This window comes from Micromonospora sp. MP36 (genome assembly GCF_008119785.1).
Classification (GTDB): domain Bacteria; phylum Actinomycetota; class Actinomycetes; order Mycobacteriales; family Micromonosporaceae; genus Micromonospora.
Window position 1 is genome coordinate 156,499 of sequence record NZ_VSFA01000004.1, and the last position, 17,486, is coordinate 173,984.

The window sequence follows — 17,486 nt, forward strand, 5'->3', positions numbered from 1 at the left end:
TCCGCGGATGGGGTGGGGCAGCGGGGATTGTCACAGCCGTGCACGGTGCTGGCGGGCGGCGCGGTTTGCGAGGATGCTCGCATGGCTTACGACGCGACCGCGCTGCCCGACGTCTCCGGGCTGACCGTCGGCATCATCGGTGGCACCGGCGACCAGGGGCGGGGTCTGGCCTACCGGTTCGCCCGGGCCGGGCAGACCGTCCTGATCGGGTCCCGTTCCGCCGATCGGGCGGCGCAGGCCGCGGCCGAGATCGCCGCCCTGCCCGGCGTACCGGCCGGCGGGGTGGTGTCGGGCGCGGACAACGACGAGGTGGCCCGCCGCAGCGACGTGGTGATCATCGCGGTGCCGTGGGACGGGCACGCCGACATCGTCGCGGCCCTCGCCGGCCCGCTCGTCGGCAAGATCGTGGTCGACTGTGTCAACCCGCTCGGCTTCGACAAGCAGGGCCCGTACGCCCTCGCCGTCGCCGAGGGCAGCGCCGTGCAGCAGGCCGCCCGGCTGCTGCCCGAGTCCCGGGTCTGCGCCGCGTTCAACCACGTCAGCGCGCCGCTGCTGGCCGACCCGGAGATCGACCGGATCGACCTGGACGTGCTGATCTGCACCGAGGACCGCGAACTGGTCGGGGTGGTCGCCGCGCTCGCCGCCCGGATTCCCGGCATGCGGGGCATCTACGCCGGCCGGCTGCGCAACGCCCACCAGATCGAGGCGTTCACCGCGAACCTCATCGCGATCAACAAGCGCTACAAGGCCCACGCCGGCATCCGGGTCACCGACCTCTGAGCCGGAGCGCGGGCGGTGCGGCCGCAGCCGCACCGCCCGGCGTACTCAGAAGGTGTGCTCGGCGGCGGGGAACTGGCCGTCGCGCACCTCGTCGGCGTACCGGCGGGTGGCGTCGGTCAGCGCGCCGGCCAGGTCGGCGTAGCGCTTGACGAAGCGCGGTGCCTTGCCGGTCCGCAGTCCGGCCATGTCCTGCCAGACCAGCACCTGGGCGTCGGTGTCCGGGCCGGCGCCGATGCCCACGGTCGGGATCCGGAGCTCGGCGGTGATCCGCTTGGCCACCTCACCGGGCACCATCTCCAGCACCACCGCGAACGCGCCCGCCTCGGCGACCGCTCGGGCGTCGGCGATCACCTCCTCGGCGGTGTCGCCGCGGCCCTGCACCCGGTAGCCGCCCAGCGTGTGCTCGCTCTGCGGGGTGAAGCCGATGTGCGCCATCACCGGGATGCCGGCGCCGACGATGGCCTCGATCTGCGCGGCGCAGCGGCGGCCACCCTCCAGCTTCACCGCGTGGCAGCCGCCCTCCTTCATGAACCGCACCGCGGTCCGCAGCGCCTGCGCCGGCCCCTCCTCGTACGAGCCGAAGGGCAGGTCGCCGACGACGAGCGAGTGCTTCGTGGCCCGGACCACCGCCCGGACCAGGGGCAGCAGCTCCTCGGCGGTCACCGGCAGGGTGGTCTCGTAGCCGAAGACGTTGTTCGCCGCCGAGTCGCCGACCAGCAGCACCGGGATCCCCGCCTGGTCGAAGATCGAGGCGGTGTACTGGTCGTACGAGGTGAGCATCGCCCAGCGCTCGCCGCGCTCCTTGGCGGCGATCAGGTCGCGGGTACGGATCCGTCGGGTGGCCGGCCCGCCGTAGAGGGCGGTCACCTCGGTCGGGGTGGACTCCACCATGACTCTCTCCTTCCTCGAGGCCGCGTTCGCGGTCCCCGGGTTCCGCCGCGATCGTCCCACCGGACGACCGGGCTGCGGCAGGGCGGAGTGGAGGAATTCACTTCCGGGTGGGCTCAGCCGTGCTCGCGCCAGCGATTCGTGATCGGCAGCCGGCGGTCCCGCCCGAACGCCTTGTGCGAGATCTTCGTGCCGGGCGCGGACTGCCGGCGCTTGTACTCGGCGGTATCCACCATCCGCAGCACCTTGTCCACCACCGCGGGGTCGTGGCCCGAGGCGATCAGCCCATCCCGGCCCAGGTCGCCGTCGACGTAGCCGATCAGGATCGGGTCGAGCACGTCGTAGTCGGGCAGGGTGTCGCTGTCGAGCTGGCCGGGGCTCAGCTCGGCCGACGGGGGCTTGCCGATCGAGCTCTCCGGGATCGGCGGGGTCTCGCCCCGGCGCTCGGCGTCCGCGTTGCGCCACTTCGCCAGCCGCCAGATCAGCGTCTTCCAGACGTCCTTGACCGGGTTGTAGCCGCCCACCGAGTCGCCGTAGAGGGTCGAGTAGCCGACCGCCAGCTCGCTCTTGTTGCCGGTGGTGAGGACCAGGTGGCCCTCCTGGTTCGACAGCGCCATGAGGATCACCCCGCGGACCCGCGCCTGGAGGTTCTCCACGGTCACCCCGGAGAGCGACATGTTGGCCAGGAAGGTGTCCACCATGGGCTGGATCGGCTCGATCCGGTAGTCCAGGCCGGTCCGCTTGGCCAGCTCCTCGGCGTCCGCCCGCGAGTGCTCCGACGAGTGCTGGCTGGGCAGCGAGACGCCGACCACCCGCTCGGGCCCGAGCGCGTCCACCGCGATGGCGGCCGACACCGCCGAGTCGATTCCGCCGGAGAGGCCCAGCACCACCGAGGGGAACCGGTTCTTGTTGACGTAGTCGCGCAGGCCCAGCACCAGCGCCTGCCACACCTCGGCCTCGTCGGCGACCGGTTCGATGATGCCGCCGACCGCGACCGCGCCGGTGGCGGCCGGCGGGAGGCCGTCGCTGACCTCGGTGCGGACCACCCGCATCCCGCCGAGGTCCTGGTCCCCGTCGACCTGTTCCTTCCTCGGCGGCAGCTCCACGTCGTGCACCAGCAGGTGTTCGACGAACTGCGGCGCCCGGGCGAGCAGCGCGCCGTCCGCGGCGACGATCATCGAGTCGCCGTCGTAGACCAGCTCGTCCTGGCCGCCGACCATGTTCACGTACACGACGGTGGCGCCGGCCTCGGCGGCCCGGCGGCGCACCAGCGGCAGCCGGATGTCGTCCTTGTTCAGCTCGTACGGCGAGCCGTTGATGTTGACCACCAGCCCGACGCCGGCCTGCCGGGCCACCGCGAACGGGCCACCGGCTTGCCAGAGGTCCTCGCAGATGGTCAGCGCGACGTCCACCCCGCCGATCCGCACCACCTCGAGGGTGTTGCCGGGGACGAAGTACCGGTCCTCGTCGAAGACGCCGTAGTTGGGCAGGTGGTGCTTGAAATAGGTGGCCACGACCGCGCCCCGGTGCAGCAGCGCGGAGGCGTTGCGGGCCCCCCGCCCCGGCTGGGCGTCGCCGCTGACCTGCGGCGGCCCGTCCGCGTCCAGGTAGCCGACCACGACCGGCAGGTCGCCGAGCCCGTCGGCGGCCAGGTCGGCGGCGAGCTGCCGCAGCGCGGCCTGGGAGGCGGCGACGAAGGACCGGCGGAAGACCAGGTCCTCGACCGGGTAGCCGGTCAGCATCATCTCCGGGAAGAGGGTGAGCTGAGCGCCGGCGTCGGCGGCCTTGCGGCTCCAGGCGCGGATCAGCTCCGCGTTGCCGGCGAGGTCGCCGACGGTCGGGTTGACCTGGCAGAGGGCGAGACGCACGGTGGGCATGTCCCTCATCTTGCCCCAGCGGGACGGGCCCGACCCGGCCGGACGTGGGAGACGCGGGCCACCCGTCGCCGGGGCGGGACACGGCGGGACAGTCCCGATGTGGTCGCGTAACGTCGGCGTAACCAGGCCGGTGGAGACTGGGCGGTCAGGCCCGGGCCGGCCCGGCCCGGTGCCGGACGTACGTGTCGCGAGGGGTGGAAGTGGACCGTCAGCAGGAGTTCGTCCTCCGTACGCTGGAAGAGCGGGACATCCGGTTCGTCCGGCTGTGGTTCACCGACGTGCTCGGCACGCTCAAGAGCGTGTCGGTGGCCCCCGCCGAGCTGGAGGCGGCCTTCGAGGAGGGCATCGGCTTCGACGGCTCGGCGATCGAGGGCTTCGCCCGGGTCTTCGAGTCCGACATGGTCGCCATGCCCGACCCGACCACGTTCCAGGTCTTCCCCTTCGAGGGCGGGGTCAGCGGCGAGAGCGCCCGGATGTTCTGCGACATCCTGCTCCCCGACGGCAGCCCGTCCTGGGCCGATCCGCGGCACGTGCTGCGCCGGGCGTTGTCCAAGGCGGCGGAGAAGGGCTTCACCTTCTACACCCACCCCGAGATCGAGTTCTTCCTGCTGGAGGACGGCGCGCAGGACGGCTCGGTGCCGACCCCGGTGGACACCGGCGGCTACTTCGAGCACACCACCCACGCGGTGGCCCGGGACTTCCGCCGGCAGGCCGTGCTGGCGTTGGAGCGGATCGGCATCTCGGTGGAGTTCAGCCACCACGAGGTGGCCCCCGGCCAGCAGGAGATCGATCTCCGGTACGCCGACGCGCTGACCACCGCCGACAACATCATGACCTTCCGGCACGTGGTGAAGGAGGTGGCCCTCTCCACCGGCGTGCAGGCCAGCTTCATGCCGAAGCCCTTCACCGACCAGCCGGGCAGCGGGATGCACACCCACCTGTCGCTGTTCGAGGGGGAGCGCAACGCGTTCCACGACGCCGGCGACCCGATGAAGCTCTCCAAGGTGGCCAAGTCGTTCATCGCCGGGCTGCTCACCCACGCCCGGGAATACACGGCGGTCACCAACCAGTGGGTCAACTCCTACAAGCGGCTCTTCCCGCAGGCGCTGCCGGACCGGATCACCGAGAGCCCGGCGTACGTCTGCTGGGGCCACCTGAACCGGTCCGCGCTGGTCCGGGTGCCCGCTTACGGCAAGCCGAACTCGGCCCGGGTGGAGGTGCGCTCGCTGGACTCGGCGACCAACCCCTACCTGGCCTTCGCGGTCATGCTCGGCGCCGGACTCAAGGGCATCGAGGAGGGGTACGAGCTGCCGCCGGGCGCCGAGGACGACGTCTGGTCGTTGAGCAGCGCCGAGCGCCGCGCCATGGGCTACGAGGCGCTGCCGGAGAACCTGGCCGAGGCGATCGACGTGATGGCCGGCTCGGAGCTGGTCGCCGAGGTGCTCGGCGAGCACGTCTTCGACTTCTTCCTGCGCAACAAGCGGGCCGAGTGGGAGCAGTACCGCCGCGAGGTCACCCCGTACGAGCGGCAGCGCTACCTCTCGCTGTAGAGCCGTCCTGTCGTACCCCGGGCATAGCCTCCCTGGGTGAACCGCACGGACCGTCTCTACGCGCTGGTGGAGGAGTTGCGGGCGGTGTCGCCGCGGCCGCGCAGCGCCAGCTGGCTGGCCCGGCGTTTCGAGGTGAGCGCCCGGACCATCGAGCGGGACATCGCCGCGCTGCAGGGCGCCGGGGTGCCGATCTGGGCCGAGCCCGGCCGCACCGGCGGTTACGTGGTGGACCGGGCGCGCACCCTGCCGCCGGTCAACCTGACCCCGGGCGAGGCGGTCGCCATGGCCGTCGCGCTGCACCGGCTGGCCGGCACGCCGTTCGCCCCGGCCGCCGGCGCGGCGCTGCGCAAGCTGGTCGCGGTGATGCCGGCCGCCGACGCCGCCGAGGCGCACCGGCTGGCCGGCCGGGTGCACCTGATCGGCGACGGGCCGGCCACCCCCGTCCCGGCCTCCGTCGCCGACGCGGTCACCGCGCGCCGTGTGCTCCGCCTCCGGTACGCCGACCGCGCCGGCGCCGACTCGGTGCGGGACGTGGAGCCGCTGGGCTACCTCGGCAGCCCCCGGCACTGGTACCTGGTCGCCTGGTGCCGGCTCCGCGACGGGCTGCGCTGCTTCCGCACCGACCGGATCCGCTCGGTGCACCCGCTGGCGGAGCCGGTGACCCGGGAGCTGCACCCCGGCGACCTCGACATCCCCCACGAGCGGGTCCGCCCGCTCAGTCTGGTGTGAGTCCGGGAAACACCGACAGGACGCTGTCGCGCAGTGGGGTGAGGCTGCTTCCTGACGACGGCCGACCGGCCGGCACGACGAGGAGGCAGCATGTCCAGCACGCCCATCACCTGGTTCGAGATCGGTTCCGACCGCCCGGACGAGGTCGAGCGCTTCTACGCGGACCTGTTCGGCTGGACCTTCGAGGAGCAGGGCGCGGCAAACGGCGGGTCGTACCGGGTGACGACCGCCGGCGGGGAGCAGGGGATCGGCGGCGCGATCCGGGCCACCGGCGGCGGCTCGCCGAACTACGCGATCTTCTACGCCGAGGTGGCGGACGTGGCGGAGACCTGCCGGCGGACCGAGGCCGCCGGGGGCAAGGTCCTGGTGCCGCTGCGGACCGCGCCGAGCGGGCTGACCTTCGCGCACCTGCTCGACCCGTCCGGGAACCACCTCGGCGTCTTCACCCCGCCCGCCGCGGCCTGACCCCGGCCGCCCGTCGCGCGTCTCCGGTCGCTTCTGGGTGCGGTTGTTGTCGCCCCGACGACAACAACCGCACCCAAAGCTGCGGGAAACGTGCCCGGTGAGGAGTCAAGGAGTGGCCCCGCCGGCAGGTCCGGCCGGGAGGGAACAGCGGCCGGTGAGGAGACGGCGGGGCCACCCGGGTCACTTGCCAGCCATGCCCCAGTCGCCGTGGTGGCCGCGCGCGCCCGCGCCCGGGCCCGGGAAGACGCCGGCCTCGACGGCCTTGAGCACCGCGTCCGCCTGCTCCTGGGTGAGCTTGCCGTCCTTGACGGCCTGGTCCAGCCGCTCCTTCAGCTGGGCCTGCCGCTCCTGCTGCCACGCCTGCCGGTCCTCGGTCGACGGCCGCTCCGGCCGGTCGCCCTGGTGCTGCTCGCGGATCTTCTCCAGCGCGGCGGTGACCTTGTCGGTCGACACGCCCAGCTCCTTGGCGAGGGCCTCGGCGAACGCGGCCTGCCGGTCGGCCCGCTGCTGCTGCCGGTCCGTCCCCTGGTCGGTGCTGGTGCTGGCGCTGGGGCTCGGGCTCTTGTCGTCGGCGAGCGCCACCGTCGGGGCGGCGATCCCGACGCCGAGCACCCCGGCGGCGGCCAGGCCGGCCAGCATGTGCTTCCTCGACATCTTGCGGATCATGCGGTTCTCCAGTTCGGTGGGGGTGCGTTGACGTCACCGACAGTGACGGGTGGAGCTGGGGAGAACCCGTGGCGACCCTGTCAACGCGCTGAAAATCCGATGTCGCCGGGCCAGGGCGGGTGGTCAGCGGACGGCGGGGGAGACCGTCAGGGTGCCGGCGGTGGCGTCGAGGACGGCGGGGGTACCGACCGGGACGGTGAGCTGGCCGACGCCGTGCCCGATCGGCAGGCCGCCGAGGACGGGCACGCCGAGGTCGCCCAGGCGCTCGGCGAGCACGTCGGTGACCGCGGTGTCCCAGCCGTCCGCGCACTCGGTGAACTGGCCGACCGCGACCCCGGCGACCCCCGCCAGGGCGCCGCAGCGGCGCAGGTGGGTGAGCATCCGGTCGACCTTGTACGGCGGCTCCTGCACCTCCTCGATCAGCAGCACCGCCCCGGTCAGGTCCGGCATGTCCGGAGTGCCGATCGACGCGGTGATCAGGCAGAGGTTGCCGCCGAGCAGCCGGCCCTCGGCCCGGCCGGGCACCCGGACCGGGTACGTCTCCTCCTCCCGCACCGCCTCGACGGTCACAGGCTCGCTGGTCATCAGCGCGGCGTGCAGCGACTCCGCGGAGCGGGGCGGGGTGCGCTCGTCCAGCCACGCCGCCCCCGGGCCGTGCACGCTGGCCAGCCGGGCGCCCCGCCAGAGCGCGAACTGCAGCGCGGTGATGTCGGAGAAGCCGGCCACCACCTTCGGGTCCCGACGTACCGCGGCCATGTCGATCAGGTCGACCACCCGCTGCGCGCCGTAGCCGCCCCGGGTGCAGATCACCCCGCGCACCTCGGGGTCGCCGAAGGCGGTGTTCAGGTCGGCGGCCCGCAACTCGTCCCCGCCGGCCAGGTAGCCCTGGCGGGCGTACGCGTTCGGCGCCAGCACCGGGCGCAGCCCCCAGCCGGTCAGCAGTTCGATGCCGCGGGCGACCCGCTCGGGACGGGTCGGGCCGGAGGGCGACACCAGCATCACGGTGTCGCCGGGACGCAGGACTGGTGAGCGTAGGCACTGGTCGTCGTCGGTGGGCACGACGGCAGCCTAAGAGTTGAGTCGGTTACGGCTCACGACCGTACCCGTTGTGGGCGGGCGTTCCGCGGGGTCGGATGTGTGTGCCGCGTGGTCCCGCCCGTAGTCGGGCGGGTCTCATCGGGGGTGGCACGTCCGGGTGCGGGTGGTCTTTGCCCGGCAGAGGCCACCGCAGGGGTGGCTGCCGTCCCTGCCGCCGTTGTGGGGGTGGGTGCGGTTGACCGGGTCAGGGCCTCTTGCTGCCCTGCTACCCGTTGCCGCAGTGCGGCAACGGAAGTCTCATCAAGGTAGGCGGTTCTCGGGTCGTCCGGGTCGGTCAAGCGCACGCATGCGGCCATCGCCGCCGACACCAGGTCCCGGTCGCCGATCAGCCCGCAGTGGGGGCAGTTGTGCTCGCGCTGGGACAGGGGTTTGCGTTGTCGGTGCCCGCAGGGGCAGCGCTGCGACAAAGCTGTCTGCCGGGTGCCGGCACGCAGCATCCGTCCACCTGCGGCTCTGGCCTCGCCGTGCAGGGCGGCGACGAGTTGGCCGGGGCTGAACATGGCGATCCCGCGTCCCCATCGTCGCGCCCATACCCGCATGTCCGTGTGCTCGACGGTCAGGTGGCTGCCGTGCCGGGTAACGATCGTGCGGGCGATGTCGCGAGCGCGATGCTGTTTCGCCTGCGACATCGCGCGAGAGTCCTGCGCGTGCTGCGCGCGGACCCGCCGGTAGGTGGTGCTGAGCATATCCCGCCGGTAGGCGCGTTTCGGATGGCCGGCCGCGTCACTGACCCGGGTGCCCGCCGGGGTGGTTGCCGCCCGTTCGGGCAGGCCCGCCTCCCGGCGGCGGCGAGCCCGTCTGGCCTGCCGAACGCTCAACGTGTACTGCGCCTGATTCGACGACCGGCGGGAGCGATCAAGGGCTCGCTGCCGGCGGCGGGCGGCCAGTCGGGCTTTCTCGACTGCTGCCCGCTGCTCAGGCGTGACGGCCACATGGTCACTGGCAAGTCCACCGTCGGTGGAGGGGCTGGCGGGCATGGAGACGACGGCGAGGTTGCTGACGTTCCCATCCACCCCCGCGACCCGATCCCGTGGCGCGCCTTTACGGTTGGCCGCGACAGCCGGACTCGTCCACCCAGAGCCCAGAATCATCAGATGCGCGTAGTAGCGCCAGCCACCGCACGCACGATGGTCTTCCACCCGTACCAGATCGATCTTGTGCCAGAGGGTCGGATCGGCGAGGAAATGGTGTAGGCGCGCCCACTGGCCTGCGCCCTGAGGCAACCGGACGGGCAGGACCAGGTCGCCTGCGGGCAGGCCGGTGAACACGATGGCGAGGGGCCCGTCGTACTCCCACCAGCCCTTCAGAGGGCGTGGCGGGGTCGGCATCACGCGGGGCTGGGAAAGCGCGGAGTCGGGTTGACGCGGTGGGTAGGCGGAGGCGTGCGCATCCAAACCGCCGACCAGCCGAAACGTCTCCCATGTGCGCGGCTTCGTGTGCGACCTGGCCCGGCCGGGAATACGGCGGTGGTCCCACCAAGTGCCGGTCCTCGGCCTGCCCGCCCGCTTGCCCGACCTGTCCGGGAACAGATGACGGTCGCAGGTCTGCCACACCTCGTCGGCCAGGTGCATCGCGATGGCGTTGGTCACGTGATGCCGCAACCACCCGGCCGCCTCGACATGCCGGTAAGCAGCCGCCTCCAGGGCCGCACGTGTCAGCTCGAACCGCGCACGTGCTCCCGCCAGATCACGCTCACGCAGCCGGGACGCCGCCCACAACGCGTCCACCCGCGACCGGGCCTGCGCTTGCAGCGCCCGCCGCAACTGAAACGTCGCGGCGAACATCCGCTCCAACCGAGCACGCGACCGGCTATTCGACGCGTCAAGGCCCAGGCGGATCACTGCGCACGGGCCATCCGGGTCCCGCCGCCAGTTCCTCGCCTTCGACCTGCCCCGCGTCCGCCGAGAGGCAGGCGCAGACGGGGATGCAACAGAACTCATTGCCAACCTTCCCGCCGCCCGGGCGCTCGGTTTTCGTCGAGCAGGACCGTACCCGCGGGGTCCGACCAAACCAGCCGCGTTCCTGCCAGTGCGAGCCGAGCCACCCCGCCGAGTCCTCGCCGACGGCGTATACCGGCCCGTACCCGACGTGATCACCCGGCCCTCGATAGAAGCGGCCGGATCATCTCCGATCATGCCTGGCGATCCCACTCACACCGCGGCGCCAATCATCCAACAACGTCATCCCCTGATCGAAAGACTGACAGGGCCCGCGGCCATGCCGTGCGCCGAGCCGTTCCGGCCGTGCCCGCTGCCACCGGATAGCCTCGACGTCGTGGCGACCGCGCTGGTGATCGAGAACGACCCGACCGACGACCTCCGCCGACTGGGGGAGTGGCTCCGCGAAGGGGGCATCGAGCTGCGGGTGCTCCGCCCGCACGCCGGTGACGAGCTCCCCGCCGACCTCGACGGGTACGCCGCGCTGGTGGTGCTCGGCGGCGAGCAGCAGGCGTACCCGCTGCCCGACGGCAGCCCCGGCGCGCCCTGGTTCCCCGCCCTGGAGGGGCTGCTGCGCAAGGCGGTCCGGCAGCGCGTCCCCACCCTCGGCGTCTGCCTCGGCGCGCAACTGCTCGCCGCCGCGCACGCCGGGCAGGTCGAACGGAGCCCGTCCGGGCCGGAGGTCGGGCCGGCCGTGGTCGGCAAGCGGGATGCGGCCGAAACCGACCCGCTCTTCCGGTACGTGCCGCTGATGCCGGACGTCTTCCAGTGGCACTCCGACGAGATCACCGAGCTGCCGCACGGGGCTACCCTGCTCGCCGCCTCCACCCGCTACCCGCACCAGGCGTTCCGGCTCGGTGACCGGGCCTGGGGGCTGCAGTTCCACATCGAGTGCGACACCCCGATGATCGCCGACTGGGCACGCGACTCGACGCTGCTGGCCGAGCTGGGCTACGACCCGGAGCTGGTGGTGGCCGCCTGCGACCGGGTGATGGCCGACGTCGAGGAGGTCTGGCAGCCGTTCGCCGTCCGGTTCGCCGCCCTCGCCCTCGGCGAGCTGGACGACGACGCCCCGCGCCGCAGCCTGCCGCTGCTCGGGCACTGAGATGACCCGACCGATCAGGGGCCGCCTCGCCCGGTACGGCTTCGCCGAGGGCGACGGCCGGGCGCGGGCGGCCGACCTGCTCGGTCCGGACGGCCTGGGACTGTGGCGGCCGGACACCCAGGAGCCCACCGACGAGCGGGCCGCCGAGCTGCTGGCCGGACTCTCCCGGGCGGCCGACCCGGACCTCGCCCTGCGCCAGCTGCACCGGCTCGTCGAGGCGGAAGGGCGGGTCAGCGGCAAGCCGGCCGTGCTCGGCGCCCTGTACGCCGACCCGGGGCTGCGCCGCCGGCTGACCGCCGTGCTGGGCGCCTCGTCGGCGCTCGGCGACCATCTGGTCGCCAACCCGGAACAGTGGACCGTGCTGGCAACCGCACCGGACGGGCTCGCCCCCAGCGCCGACGGTCGGCTGGACCTGGCCACCGCCGCCCGGCTGACCGCCGCCACCGGCCCGGTTCCCGTGCTGCGGCAGGCGTACCGGCTGGCGCTGCTGCGGATCGCGGCGGCCGACCTGACCGGCGGGCGCGGCCTGGAGCAGACCATGGCGGCGCTCTCCGCGCTCGCCGACGCCACCCTCGCCGCCGCCTACCGGATCGCCGTGGACGAGCTGCCCGGCGGGGCGTCCCGGCCCCGGCTGGCCGTGGTGGCGATGGGCAAGGCCGGCGGCGACGAGCTGAACTACGTCTCCGACGTGGACGTCATCTTCGTGGCGGCCGAGGACGACGACCTGACCGCCGCGACCCAGGTCGCCACCCGGCTGATCGAGGTCTGCGGGCTGGTCGCCTGGCCGGTCGACGCCGCGCTGCGCCCAGAGGGCAACCGCGGCCCGCTGGTGCGCACCCTCGCCAGCCACCTGGCCTACTACCGGCGCTGGGCCCGGACCTGGGAGTTCCAGGCGCTGCTCAAGGCCCGGCCGGCGGCCGGCGACCTGGCGCTGGCCCGGGAATGGATCGACCAGCTCGCGCCGCTGGTGTGGACCGCGGCGGAACGGCCCGAGGCGGTCGAGGACGTCCGCGCGATGCGCCGCCGGATCATCGAGAACATCCCGCCGAAGGAGCTGGAACGCGAGATCAAACGGGGTCCGGGCGGGCTGCGGGACATCGAGTTCGCCGTCCAGCTGCTCCAGCTCGTGCACGGCCGGGGCGACGAATCGCTGCGGGCGCCGGGCACCATCCCGGCGTTGCGCGCCCTGGTCGCCGGCGGCTACGTCGGCCGGGCCGACGGGGAGGCGCTGCTGCGCGGCTACCGCTTCCTGCGCGCCGTCGAGCACCGGCTCCAGCTCCAGCACCTGCGGCGTACCCACACCGTGCCGACCGAGCCGGCCGCGCTGCGCTGGCTGGCCGCCGCGCTCGACTACCAGGCCACCCCGGGCCGCAGCGCCGTCGAGGAGTTCCGCGCCGAGTGGGTCACCCACGCCACCGAGGTACGCCGGCTGCACGCGAAGCTGCTGTACCGGCCGCTGCTGGAGTCGGTGGCCCGGGTGCCGGCCGACGGGCTGCGGCTGACCCCCGAGGCGGCCCGGCACCGGCTGGAGATCCTCGGGTTCGCCGACCCGGCCGGGGCGCTGCGCCACCTCGAGGCCCTCACCGGCGGGGTGAGTCGCACCGCCGCCATCCAGCGCACCCTGCTGCCGGTGTTGCTCAGCGAGTTCGCCGACGCGCCGGAGCCGGACCGCGGTCTGCTCAACTACCGGCAGGTCTCCGACAAGCTCGGCAGCACGCCCTGGTACCTGCGGCTGCTGCGCGACGAGGGGCCGGTGGCCCGCCGCCTGGCCCGGGTGCTCTCCTCCTCCCGGTACGCCGCCGACCTGCTGGCTCGCGAGCCGGAGGCGCTGCGGCTGCTGGCCGAGGACACCGAGCTGACCCCACGGCCCCGGGAGGTGCTCGGCGAGGGCTTCGCCGCGGCGGCCGGGCGGCACGACGACCCGGTCGAGGCCGCCCGGGCGGTGCGCGCGCTGCGCCGCCGGGAGTTGCTCCGGCTCGCCTGCGCCGATGTGCTCAGCCGGGCCGGCGTGCTCACCCCGCGCCCGGCGCGTGCCGCCGAGGCCGGCGCACGCCCGGACGGGGCGCCCACCCTCGCCGACGTCCGGGCGGTCGGCACCGCGCTCGCCGACGTGACCGACGCCACCCTGGCCGCCGCGCTGCGGGCCGCCCGGGCCGCGCAGCCGGCGCCGCCCGGGCTGCGCTTCGCGGTGATCGGCATGGGCCGGCTCGGCGGGTACGAGTCGAACTACCTCTCCGACGCCGACGTGCTCTTCGTCTACGATCCGCCCCCGGGGCTGGACGAGGGCGCGGCCAGCGGCGCCGCCCACGCCATCGCCGAGGAGCTGCGTCGGCTGCTCTCCGCGCCGGCCCCCGACCCGCCGCTCGGCGTCGACGCCGACCTGCGCCCCGAGGGCCGGCAGGGTCCGCTGGTCCGCAGCCTCGCCGCGTACGCCCAGTACTACGCCCGCTGGTCGAAGGTGTGGGAGGCGCAGGCGCTGCTGCGGGCCCGGTTCGTGTGCGGCGACGCGGATCTGGGCGCCGAGTTCGAGGCGATGATCGACCCGGTCCGGTACCCGGCCGACGGGCTGACCCGCGAACAGGTGGTGGAGATTCGCCGGATCAAGGCCCGGGTGGAGACCGAGCGGCTGCCCCGGGGCGCCGACCCGGCCACCCACACCAAACTGGGCCGGGGCGGCCTCGCCGACGTCGAGTGGGCCGTGCAGCTGCTCCAGCTCCGGCACGCCGGCCGGCTGCCCGCGCTGCGCGACACCCGTACCCTCGACGCCCTCGCCGCCGCCCGGGACGCCGGGCTGGTCGACCCCGACGACGCGGCGGAGATGGCCGCCGGCTGGACGCTCGCGGCGCAGGTCCGCAACGCGCTGATGCTGGTCCGCGGCCGGGCCGGGGACCAGCTCCCGCGGCACGGGGTCGAGCTGGCGGGGGTGGTACGCCTGCTCGGCCGGGACGACCCCGGCGAGTTCCTCGACGAGTACCTGCGCACCGGCCGCCGCTCCCGCGCGGCCATGCAACGGGTGCTGGACACCCCGGTCTGACGGCCAGGGGCTGCGGGCCGTCGGTGGCCGGGCGCTGAGTCGTTTGCGACATCAGCTCCACAGGCGTCCCCACGGCAAGCCCGCAGGCGCCGGCCGACCCTTCACCCGCCTACGAACTTGATGACGTAAATGGATCGCGGAGGCCCGTCGCCGGAGCGGTGCGATCGAGGTGAGTCGTTCACGTCATCAAGTTTGTAGCGGCCGGCGACCCACCTGGCGGCACGCGGGCAGGCGGCCATCGCCGGGTGCGGCCAGCAGCGCGGGGGCCAGGTCAGCTGCCGAGGGTGTAGGTGCCGGCGCGCGGCACGGTCACCGCCGTCCACTCGCCGTCGGCGGTGAGCGCCGCGCCCCCGGTGACGGTCAGCCAGCGGTCGTGCCGGATTCGGACCGGCACCCGGCCGGGGCCCGGCACGCGGAAGGTCACCGTGGCCGCGTCCTGCCGGACGAGCTCGCCGGGGGCGCCCACCAGCGGGGTGGGGTCGGCCACGGCGTACAGCCGCCAGTGCGCGTCCGACCAGACCACGGTGAGGTACGGCAGACCGCCGTCGATCAGCTCGGCCTCCGGGCGGCCCACCCAGGACAGCTCGGCGTCGGGGACGGCGACGTACTGGACGGCGTTGTCGGCCAGCCAGGCCTGGTAGCTCGCCGGGGTGAGCGGGACGCCAGTGCCGGCGGCGCCCGGGACGGTGGTGAAGAAGAGCGGGTTGCGGGCGATGTCGGCCTGGCGCAGCCAGCCCCGGGCCAGCGGCACCTCGCCCAGGTGGGCCGCCTCCCAGTAGTTGCGGGTCGGCGGCACCTCCACCCGGCCGGCCAGGCCACGCCGGGCCAGCTCCGCCCGCAGCGGCGCGAAGTACGCCGGATCGGCGGTGGGATCGTCCGCGCGCAGGTCGGCGGCGACCACGGGCGGCTGCCACCAGCAGACGGCCGCGATTAGCGCGGCCAGCGCGACTCCGCCGGCCACCCGCCGCCGCGCGAGCCAGTTCGGCAGGCGGCCTGTCAGCCACCCGGGCAGCCGGGCGGTGGCCGCCAGCACGGGCAGCGCGAACATCACCATCAGCCGGGTGGCGTTCAACCCGACCGGGGTGTGCAGCAACGCCGCGGCCAGCACCCCGGCCGCCGACAGCAGCGCGCCCACCCGCACCGGCCGGTACGCCACCAGCGCGGCCACCAGCAGGCTGCTGACCACCGCGTGCAGGGTGTCCGTGCGGCTGATGTTCATCCAGCCGCCCTCGCTGAAGAGCAGCCCGGTCACCGCCAGCGGCACGGCGGCCGGGACGGCCAGCAGCAGGCCGTCGGCGTACCGGCGGGTGAGCAGCAGCGCGACGCCGGCCAGGCCGACGAAGAGTCCGGCCACCGGGCTCGCCGCCGAGGCGAGCAGGGCCGCGAGGCCGGCCAGCACGCCGCGCGGCCACCCGGGGCGTCGGCCGGCCGGCAGGGTGAGGGTGAGCAGCGCGGCCAGGCCGACGGCGACCCCGAGGGCGTACGTCACCCGGCCGGAGACCAGGTTGCCGGCGATGGTGAGCACCCCGACCAGGCTGCCCAGCAGGGGCCGGGGCGCCCCGGTCCGGACCAGCAGCGCGGCGAACGCGGTCGCCGCGGCGAGCAGCGCGACCGCCCCGGTGGGGCGTACCCCGAGCAGGGCCATCAGCGGGGGCGAGATCAGGCTGTAGCCCCACGGGTGGACGCCGCCGTACCAGTGCAGGTCGACCAGCGCCGGCCCGTGGGTGGCGAAGAAGCCGGCGCGGGCCACCTGCGCCGACAGGTCCGAGCCGAGCGGGGGAAAGGTGACGTACAGCACACCCAGGACGAGCGCGGACGCGGCGGACACCGCCACCACCCGACCGCCCCGCATGCCCACCTCCCGATCGCGACCCACCGTACTGGCAGCATGTCCGACGTGCCTCACCACCTCTCCCGCTGGATCGGGCTGGTCGGCTCGGTGCTGCTCGCCGTGGCCGCCTTCTTCGGCGGCGCGCTGCCGCACGGCGACCTGCGCCCCACCCCCGTCAGCATCTGGCAGGGCCCGCACGGGCCGTTGATCATTGGCACCTGGCTGGCCGGCACAGCGCTGCTGGGCTGGGCCTGGTGGTCGCTCCGCGACCGGGTGCCGTCGACTCGCTGGGTGCTCGTCACGGTCGGGCTCTGGCTGCTGCCGATGCTGATCACGCCGCCGCTGGGCAGCCGGGACGCGTACGCGTACGCCTGCCAGGGGGCCAGCTACGCCGCCGGGATCAACCCGTACGAACAGGGCGTCTCCGCCCTGCCCTGCCCGTGGCTGGACACCATCTCGTACATCTGGCGGGACACCCCGGCCCCGTACGGGCCGCTGTTCGTGATGATCTCCGGGGCGCTGGTGACCGCCGCCGGGTCGCTCACCGCCAGCGTCGCGCTGTTCCGGGTGCTCGCCGTGGCCGGGGTGGCGCTGACCGCCTGGTCCCTGCCGGTGCTGGCCCGCCGCTGCGGGGTGCCGCCGCAGCGGGCGCTCTGGCTGGCGCTGGCCGGCCCGCTGGTGCCCGTGCACCTGATCTCCGGCGCGCACAACGACGCGATCATGGTGGGCCTGCTCGCCGCCGGGCTGGCCGTGGTGGCCGCCCGGCCGGGCCGCCCGTTGCCGTTGCTGGCGGGCGGCGTGCTGCTCGGGCTGGCCGGTGCGATCAAGGTCACCGCGCTGGTCGTGGTGCCGTTCGCGGCGCTGGCCGCCATCGTCGGGGCGTACCGGATCCGCGCGCTGGTCCGCCACGGCGGGTGGGTGGTCGGCGGGGCGCTGGCCGCGATGGTCGCGGCGACCCTGGCCGCGGGCCTGGGTCTCGGGTTCATCAGTGGGCTGGAGCAGGGCGGCCTCGTGGTCGCCTGGACCTCGCCGCCGACCGCGGTGGGGCAGACCGTCGGCTACCTGGCGTCGCTGTTCGGCGCACACATCGACGCGCTGCCGGTCACCCGAGGGCTCGCCGTGCTGGTGCTCGGGGCGCTGCTGATCTGGCTGTGGTTCCGGGCGTTCCGCCGCCGGGACCCGTTCTGGCACGCCGGGCTGGCGCTGGTCGCGACGGTCGCGCTGTCTCCGCTCTTCCATCCCTGGTACTGGACCTGGCCCCTGGCCGTTCTCGCCGCGACGGCCCGACGGACCGCCTGGTTCGCGATGGTCGCCCTGGTGTCGTCTTTCCTTGTGCTGGCCGACGGCACCGGTTTACCCCGGTACACCAAGATGCCGGGTGCCCCCCTGATGACGCTGTTCGTGATCGTGGTGGCCGTCCGGTTGATACGGTCGGCCCGGGCGGATCGGGCGCCTACGACGCCTTCAGCTCGGCTGCGGCCATAATTCGGCCTCCGCGCCGCTAGGCGGTGCTCCGGACCGAATGA

Annotated in this window: 13 protein-coding genes; 7 read left to right on the forward strand and 6 right to left on the reverse strand. The window is 74.1% G+C overall.

Annotation, left to right across the window (positions count from 1 at the left end):
• Positions 1-81 precede the first annotated feature (81 nt).
• Complete coding sequence (gene npdG / locus FXF52_RS07185; protein WP_148794648.1) at positions 82-780, forward strand: NADPH-dependent F420 reductase; 699 nt, start codon at positions 82-84, stop codon at positions 778-780.
• A gap of 45 nt (positions 781-825) precedes the next feature.
• Here the strand turns inward: npdG and panB are convergent, their stop codons facing one another.
• Complete coding sequence (panB, locus tag FXF52_RS07190) at positions 826-1,671, reverse strand: 3-methyl-2-oxobutanoate hydroxymethyltransferase (protein ID WP_148794650.1); 846 nt, start codon at positions 1,669-1,671, stop codon at positions 826-828.
• Between the two features lie 113 nt (positions 1,672-1,784).
• Entirely contained in the window at positions 1,785-3,545 is a 1,761-nt protein-coding gene (locus FXF52_RS07195) for an NAD+ synthase (RefSeq protein ID WP_148794652.1), read from the reverse strand.
• 200 nt (positions 3,546-3,745) lie between these two features.
• On the opposite strand from FXF52_RS07195, the gene glnA reads away from it, so the two are divergent.
• From glnA to FXF52_RS07210, 3 genes are all read left to right on the forward strand, one after another.
• Complete coding sequence (gene glnA / locus FXF52_RS07200; protein WP_148794654.1) at positions 3,746-5,095, forward strand: type I glutamate--ammonia ligase; 1,350 nt, start codon at positions 3,746-3,748, stop codon at positions 5,093-5,095.
• Positions 5,096-5,131: 36 nt separating this feature from the next.
• Positions 5,132-5,824 carry a YafY family protein gene (locus FXF52_RS07205; protein WP_148794656.1) on the forward strand — a complete coding sequence of 231 codons (693 nt, stop codon included), beginning with the start codon at positions 5,132-5,134 and terminating at the stop codon, positions 5,822-5,824.
• Between the two features lie 90 nt (positions 5,825-5,914).
• A complete protein-coding gene (locus tag FXF52_RS07210) occupies positions 5,915-6,289 on the forward strand; it encodes a VOC family protein (protein ID WP_148794658.1) in 375 nt (124 codons plus the stop codon).
• Between the two features lie 180 nt (positions 6,290-6,469).
• Here the strand turns inward: FXF52_RS07210 and FXF52_RS07215 are convergent, their stop codons facing one another.
• The 3 genes from FXF52_RS07215 to FXF52_RS07225 form a co-directional block, all read right to left on the reverse strand.
• The gene (locus FXF52_RS07215) at positions 6,470-6,955 is read right to left on the reverse strand and encodes a hypothetical protein (RefSeq protein WP_148794660.1); all 486 of its coding nucleotides are present in this window, start codon (positions 6,953-6,955) and stop codon (positions 6,470-6,472) included.
• Positions 6,956-7,078: 123 nt separating this feature from the next.
• The gene (locus FXF52_RS07220) at positions 7,079-7,954 is read right to left on the reverse strand and encodes an LD-carboxypeptidase (RefSeq protein WP_148794817.1); all 876 of its coding nucleotides are present in this window, start codon (positions 7,952-7,954) and stop codon (positions 7,079-7,081) included.
• Between the two features lie 92 nt (positions 7,955-8,046).
• On the reverse strand, positions 8,047-9,837 hold the full coding sequence (locus FXF52_RS07225) for a transposase (protein WP_255471796.1): 1,791 nt from the start codon (positions 9,835-9,837) through the stop codon (positions 8,047-8,049).
• Between the two features lie 466 nt (positions 9,838-10,303).
• On the opposite strand from FXF52_RS07225, the gene FXF52_RS07230 reads away from it, so the two are divergent.
• Both FXF52_RS07230 and FXF52_RS07235 read left to right on the forward strand, forming a co-directional pair.
• A complete protein-coding gene (locus tag FXF52_RS07230; protein ID WP_187413372.1) occupies positions 10,304-11,095 on the forward strand; it encodes a type 1 glutamine amidotransferase in 792 nt (263 codons plus the stop codon).
• 1 nt (position 11,096) lies between these two features.
• On the forward strand, positions 11,097-14,129 hold the full coding sequence (locus FXF52_RS07235; protein WP_148794666.1) for a bifunctional [glutamine synthetase] adenylyltransferase/[glutamine synthetase]-adenylyl-L-tyrosine phosphorylase: 3,033 nt from the start codon (positions 11,097-11,099) through the stop codon (positions 14,127-14,129).
• 271 nt (positions 14,130-14,400) lie between these two features.
• Here FXF52_RS07235 and FXF52_RS07240 read toward each other — a convergent pair whose 3' ends face one another.
• Positions 14,401-15,981 carry a hypothetical protein gene (locus tag FXF52_RS07240; RefSeq protein ID WP_148794668.1) on the reverse strand — a complete coding sequence of 527 codons (1,581 nt, stop codon included), beginning with the start codon at positions 15,979-15,981 and terminating at the stop codon, positions 14,401-14,403.
• A gap of 45 nt (positions 15,982-16,026) precedes the next feature.
• On the opposite strand from FXF52_RS07240, the gene mptB reads away from it, so the two are divergent.
• Complete coding sequence (gene mptB, locus FXF52_RS07245) at positions 16,027-17,445, forward strand: polyprenol phosphomannose-dependent alpha 1,6 mannosyltransferase MptB (RefSeq protein ID WP_187413373.1); 1,419 nt, start codon at positions 16,027-16,029, stop codon at positions 17,443-17,445.
• Positions 17,446-17,486: the final 41 nt, after the last annotated feature.

Coding starts and splice junctions, on each gene's coding strand:
- npdG (WP_148794648.1), top strand. CDS start 82: ATGGCTTACGACGCGACCGCGCTGCCCGACGTCTCCGGGCTGACCGTC.
- FXF52_RS07235 (WP_148794666.1), top strand. CDS start 11,097: ATGACCCGACCGATCAGGGGCCGCCTCGCCCGGTACGGCTTCGCCGAG.
- FXF52_RS07210 (WP_148794658.1), top strand. CDS start 5,915: ATGTCCAGCACGCCCATCACCTGGTTCGAGATCGGTTCCGACCGCCCG.
- FXF52_RS07195 (WP_148794652.1), bottom strand. CDS start 3,545: ATGCCCACCGTGCGTCTCGCCCTCTGCCAGGTCAACCCGACCGTCGGC.
- FXF52_RS07215 (WP_148794660.1), bottom strand. CDS start 6,955: ATGATCCGCAAGATGTCGAGGAAGCACATGCTGGCCGGCCTGGCCGCC.
- FXF52_RS07240 (WP_148794668.1), bottom strand. CDS start 15,981: ATGCGGGGCGGTCGGGTGGTGGCGGTGTCCGCCGCGTCCGCGCTCGTC.
- FXF52_RS07220 (WP_148794817.1), bottom strand. CDS start 7,954: ATGCTGGTGTCGCCCTCCGGCCCGACCCGTCCCGAGCGGGTCGCCCGC.
- panB (WP_148794650.1), bottom strand. CDS start 1,671: ATGGTGGAGTCCACCCCGACCGAGGTGACCGCCCTCTACGGCGGGCCG.
- FXF52_RS07225 (WP_255471796.1), bottom strand. CDS start 9,837: ATGTTCGCCGCGACGTTTCAGTTGCGGCGGGCGCTGCAAGCGCAGGCC.